Origin of the sequence: Moorena sp. SIO2C4 (assembly GCF_010672485.1) — a bacterium.
In the GTDB taxonomy this organism is placed as follows: Bacteria; Cyanobacteriota; Cyanobacteriia; order Cyanobacteriales; family Coleofasciculaceae; genus Moorena; species Moorena producens.
In genome coordinates, this window is sequence record NZ_JAAHGN010000455.1 from 1 (window position 1) to 5,796 (window position 5,796).

Consider the following 5,796-nt stretch of genomic DNA (forward strand, 5'->3'; position numbering starts at 1 on the left):
TCCCTCTACCTGCTCAACCACTGCTTCGATTTCATAACTATAGTGATTGAGACCATTAATAATAATGACATCTTTTTCTCGACCGGTAATCGTGAGACGTCCGTCACGCAGTATACCATTATCTCCCGTTTTTAACCATCCATCCGGTGTAAAGGCTTCTCGATTTAGCTCAGGATTCTGGTAATAACCATCACTCACCATCGGACCAGAAATCTGTACCTGACCCACTGTATCTTCTTCAACTATTTGTCCGAGTGCATCCACAATCCGCACAGAAAAGCCAGGCACAGGTCTGCCAACTTCTACAACAGAGTGGTTAACAGACTGGTTATCCGACGGTAAATTCAACAAGTACCGATGGGAAAATACCACAGCAGCACAGGTTTCAGACATTCCCCAAGCTGAATGCATGACATTGACGGATAACCCATGGGGAGAAAGCAACTGCAAGAATCGCTTTGCAGTTTGAGGTACAATCGGCTCAGCCACACTTAATACAGATTTGAGGGAAGATAAATCCCATTTCCGGTGGCTGTTCGCAACGGATTTCTGATTTATTTTCTGATTTATCAAACCTAGGGCAAAATTAGGAGCCCAGGCCAAGGTAACCCGATAGTTTTCAATCCAATCCAACCAATTGAGGGGATTTTCCAAGAAAGCTTTAGCGGGAGCATGGATTTGCAGGTTACCGACATAGACATCCCGAATACAACAGCGTACCAGAGAGCCAACATGGTCTAAATTAAGCCAGTTCAAGGAGATATCATCCTGGGTCAGATTATTCCTCTGGGCACTGGCGGCGACATTATTAATTAAATTGGCATGGGTCAACCTGACGCCTTTAGGCATTCCTGTACTTCCAGAGGTCAGTAACAATATTGCTAAATCATCCGGTTGGCTGTGATAGTAATTTAGGTCAGGCTCAGATGAGCGGAAGTTGTCTACGGTTTCAATTAAAATTTCTTTTTTGGGCAAGGGATGCTCGGTAGGAGCCGCTACGCGAAAGCATAAAGCACGGATTGCTGGAGCAAGGGTATCACTGGTTAGGATGACCGGTTGCTCTAGCATTTTCCAGGCATTGCACAGCTTATTGACGGTACTGTTAGATGACTCATAGGTCGGTGCGATCGCAATCGGGACTGGGACAAAACCGCCCAAAATACAAGCCCAGAAGGTTGGAATGAAGTCTTGATTTTGGTCAAATTGGAAGATTACTTTGTCTTGAGGCTTTAGATTTAGTTTTCTTAAGCCACCAAGAATCCGCTGTGCTTCTTTGAGGAGAGCTGGGTAAGATTGATAGTTTTGGTGAGTATTTCCCTGACTATCAGAGTCGAGATAGATAATCCCTTGCTCCGGCGCAACCCTTGCAGTTTTTAGTAGCGCTTGGGAGAGAGTTGAGATATCTGTTGGTAACTGTAGCGCTTCACCATGACTGATGGCGGGTTTTGATGGGGTGGAATTTGAGCGATGCTCCCCCTGAGCCGCTACGGGATGCTCGGTACGAGCTGCTACGGGAACGCAATCGTCGGAAGATGCCTTGGAGTAATCCCTCGGTAGGGGTTTGGCTTTTGATAATTCTGGCTTTGGACTAGTTTCGGTGGAGGCTGGAAGTAGGTCTAATAGATGTAGGGGTGTGTCGGGCTGGGTGTAGTCTTGTAGAACTACGGCGACTTCCTTGATTTCTGCCCCTCCATAACTATATGACTGTAGCTGCTCTTCCCATTGCTGCACTAAGTCGGTATCAATTATTTCTACAGAAGCTAGTGCTTGTTGATCTATCTCACCTGTGGGAGTTAGGGGCAAGGTAGTTACCGGAACAATAATTAGGGGGACTTTTGGTTCACCAAATTTTGGTTCACCACTAGATAGCAGAGTGTCTGAGATGGTGTCTGACACGACCCCTTGCAGGAGCGATCGCAGTTGTTCTGATGAAGGTGATCCAGCTGAGACTACATAGGCAATAATAGGCAAAAAACTACAATTGTCTCTGAGGGCTATTTTTTTCTTTTCTTCTGTAATTTTCCTCTCCAGGACAACACAGTCGTCAACTAACGGATTTGCTAACAAAGCCGATTCGATTTTGGTCAATAGTTGTGGCAGATAGTCTTGGATTGGCTTTTCTATAATGTTATCGGTATCTTGTCCTATATAATTGGTAATATATGGCTGCATTTTTCGATACTTTTATTGAGTTTTTTTTTGACGATGGGTTTAATTCCGGATTAATAATGTATTTAAATATATTAATTTAAATTAATTTAAAAAAATAAAAATGGTGATTAAAATTTGAAAATTATGGTAGATAAATGGGATTAATTAAGAATCATAATTATCTAATTATATTTAAAATTAATGCCATTAAAAAGTTTAAAAATATAGCCTTTATAAAATATATGAGGTACAGTATTTATTGGCGCTGATTGCCTTTCAGACATTCTTGTATAGCACTACGCATTCAGATTAGGACATTGTCTTGATGCAGTCGCTCATGGGGGAAACCACGGCAGTCGCTCATGGGGGAGACCCCCAAGACCGCGCTGCCTTCCCAAGACCGTAATGGTGCGTTTTCCGCATTAAGAATGAAATTCGCCACGGGTCGCACCTCTGCATCGCTCCTAAACTCCGAAACGTAAGTAATCGCTTACTTATGACTTCTGACTTCTGACTTCTGACGCTAAGCGTAGCGCTATATTGCTGCCAAATGCCTTCTGCCCTCTGCATTAAAAGGATAAGCAAAGTACTTCAAGGAATTAAAACTGCTATAATTAAAAGGCTGAAATCGCTGTAATTACTTTAATAAAAGGGGTTTCTGCGTAAGTCCTATTGGTAGGCTCAGTTTGGTCTCAGTGAGCAGCCCAAGGTCAAGGGTGGTAAGGGCACTTTTTTGATAGCTCTTAGCCTGAGGTTGAATCACATGATCAATATCCGAAAGATAACCACAGGTATACTGAAAAACGTTACTCATTTTGCTACAGCCTATCCTAAAGTTAGGCTCTGCTAGGAGCCTCGTACTTTAACATTTTCAAGATTTATCGATTAAGTCCGGATAGGTGTGTCAGTGATCAATAAACTTCTATTAAAGTGGTACTATTACGACCTTTTATTAAATCAGGACAAAAAACCTGAAACTCTTGTCCCTGTCTTGATGCAAAGCGCGAGTAGGGGGAACCTCACAGGGGTAGGTTTTTTACATTTGGGTCGGGAGCGGTGCGACCCGTGGCGAATTTAATTCGACGACTGTAAGCGCACCGAGGGAATCGGGAGCGGTGCGACCCGTGGCGAATTTAATTCGACGACTGTAAGCGCACCGAGGGAATCGGGAGCGGTGCGACCCGTGGCGAATTTAATTCGACGACTGTAAGCGCACCGAGGGAATCGGGAAAAGCGGGAAATGGGGAGAATTATCCCGGAAATAATTGTGTATTTTGATACATATTTTTATTAATTTATACGCAATGAGAGTACTTAGTCGCCCCAATGTTTAAAAACCTACCCTTGTAAGGAGGGTAGACCAGCTTTGGCACTGGTGGATTGTTGGTGTCTACCTCTCCCAACGGTCAAGGGCTATAGGTTTAGATTGCTACGACCTGCTCCGCCGCCTGGGCTAATTCAAATACCACCCGCGCCACGTAGGGGCGAATCATCCACCAGATTAAGGGTGATAACCAGCCCTTTAGGGTAACTGAGTAGGAAATATAGGTACCACAAAGGGTGGACTCTACCTGGTAAGTGACCCGATTTTCAACCCCAGGGATTGCCAGAAATCGTATACTGAGTAGCTCACCGGGTAAGACACGCTCTACAAAAATTCGGACCGGAATTGGGATCAAGCGAGTGACTACCTGATAAATTAAACCAGGTTTAGCCATTAAACCTTTCGGAGCATTGGTACTTGACAGCAGGGGATTCCAAGACACATCTGCTAAGTTGATCAATTTTTGCCAGAGCACTTCCACTGGGGCAGTACTCAGGGCGCGATAGGTCTTGAAGAGGGAAAACTTACACCAAATCCCCTCGTGACCAGCAATTAACTTGAAAGAAAAATTAAGAATCACTACACGCCTCCCGCAGCTATGCTCAGGCAGATTTATGATCTTCCCCAAATGGCTTTGGTTGAAAAATCCCTCTCTATTTAGGATATGATCTCAACTGCCTGGAAGTTATGCCGACCCCCAGGGCTTACCCTGAGGGGAGCGGATGGTAGCAACGAATAACTACCAACCAATAACTACCAACCAATAATTACCAACCAATAACATTGGCAAGGCAAACTTAAGGTTTTGTTTGCATAGGCGCTTCTAGGCGCTCAACCAGGAATGGGTAGGAACTGCACATCTTCCCACCCCCATTCGGGGGACGGGGAGTAAAGACCCCGGCTCGTTTTTCCTCCCCAGCCTAAAGAACCAGAGGTGCGACCCGTGGCGAATTTAATTCTTAATGGGTCAAGCGCACCTAAGGTTTCCAAACTCACTAGGATTGTTTATGACAGCTTTTCAGACGGACACAACAACTACCACTAATACCACTTCTTTACCTCCTGCCGACTCTAGGGAGAGAGTCAAGCAGTTGATGCAACAGCTGCAAGATACGATTTGTGATGCTCTAGTAAAAGTAGACGGAATTGGCACCTTCAGAGAAGATAAATGGGACAGAGACGAAGGGGGTGGTGGTCGTTCCCGTGTGATACGCGATGGTTCAGTATTGGAACAGGGTGGGGTTAACTTTTCGGAAGTTTGGGGCAAACAGCTGCCACCTTCAATTTTGAAACAGCGCCCCGAGGCAGCTGGACATGGTTTTTTCGCTACTGGTACCTCCCTAGTATTGCATCCTCGTAATCCCTATGTCCCCACGGTTCACCTGAATTATCGCTACTTTGAGGCAGGACCAGTCTGGTGGTTTGGTGGGGGAATCGATTTGACCCCTTACTATCCCTTTGCTGAAGATGCTGCCCATTTGCACCGCCAATTGAAAGAAGCCTGTGATGCTCATCACCCTGAGTATTACCCAGTGTTCAAGTCTTGGTGCGATGAGTATTTTTATCTGAAACACCGTCAAGAAATGCGGGGTGTTGGAGGCTTATTTTTTGACTATCAAGATGGCACGGGTAAACTGTATCGTGGTCCCCATCAAGATGGTCCCGCAGCAGCTTACAGTGAAAAGCTTGGGGATTTAGAGCCTCGCAGTTGGGAAGATTTATTTGCATTTGTCACAACCTGCTCTGAGGCATTTTTACCAGCTTATCTACCCATTGTAGAGCGCCGTCGCGATATGGACTATGGAGACAGAGAACGTAACTTCCAACTCTATCGTCGGGGTCGATATGTAGAATTTAACCTGGTGTATGACCGAGGCACAATTTTTGGTCTGCAAACTAACGGGCGTACTGAATCCATCCTGATGTCCTTACCCCCCTTAGTGCGTTGGGAATACGGTTACCAACCTGAACCGAATACACCAGAATCTGAACTCTATGAGACATTTCTCAAGCCTCAAGACTGGGCGAACTGGACAGCTTAAATTGTTGTCATATCACTTATGGCAATACTAGGATGGTTCGATGTCAGCTATCAGTCGTAAGTTATCAGCAGTCAGGTATCAGCAGTCAGGTATCAGCAGTCAGGTATCAGCAGTCAGGTATCAGCAGTCAGGTATCAGCCGTCAGCTTATGCGCTACGGGCACGCTTGGCCTTTGGCCACGCTCCGCGAACGCGAACAGCAGTCAGGTATCAGCAGTCAGGTATCAGCAGTCAGGTATCAGCAGTCAGCTATCAGCCGTCAGCTAATCAACGGTAGGTA

General features: G+C 45.4%; 4 protein-coding genes and 1 pseudogene. 2 read left to right on the top strand and 3 right to left on the bottom strand.

Features of this window, described 5'->3' with window-relative positions; genetic code table 11:
• The 3 genes from F6K20_RS21755 to F6K20_RS21765 form a co-directional block, all read right to left on the bottom strand.
• The coding region (locus F6K20_RS21755) for an AMP-binding protein (RefSeq protein WP_287295995.1) at window positions 1–2,172 on the bottom strand (2,172 nt) is incomplete at its 3' end.
• A 283-nt stretch (window positions 2,173–2,455) separates the two neighbouring features.
• Window positions 2,456–2,593: a hypothetical protein gene (locus F6K20_RS21760; protein WP_154659648.1), complete on the bottom strand. Its 138-nt coding sequence runs from the start codon at window positions 2,591–2,593 to the stop codon at window positions 2,456–2,458.
• A gap of 979 nt (window positions 2,594–3,572) precedes the next feature.
• The gene (locus tag F6K20_RS21765) at window positions 3,573–4,055 is read right to left on the bottom strand and encodes an SRPBCC family protein (protein WP_287295996.1); all 483 of its coding nucleotides are present in this window, start codon (window positions 4,053–4,055) and stop codon (window positions 3,573–3,575) included.
• Between the two features lie 427 nt (window positions 4,056–4,482).
• Here F6K20_RS21765 and hemF point away from each other — a divergent pair, with 427 nt between their 5' ends.
• Window positions 4,483–5,517 (top strand): oxygen-dependent coproporphyrinogen oxidase, encoded by a 1,035-nt coding sequence (gene hemF / locus F6K20_RS21770; RefSeq protein WP_008178228.1) that lies wholly within the window; start codon window positions 4,483–4,485, stop codon window positions 5,515–5,517.
• A 40-nt stretch (window positions 5,518–5,557) separates the two neighbouring features.
• Window positions 5,558–5,796: pseudogene (locus F6K20_RS21775) on the top strand (hypothetical protein); the annotation flags it as partial.

Coding starts and splice junctions, on each gene's coding strand:
- hemF (WP_008178228.1), top strand. CDS start 4,483: ATGACAGCTTTTCAGACGGACACAACAACTACCACTAATACCACTTCT.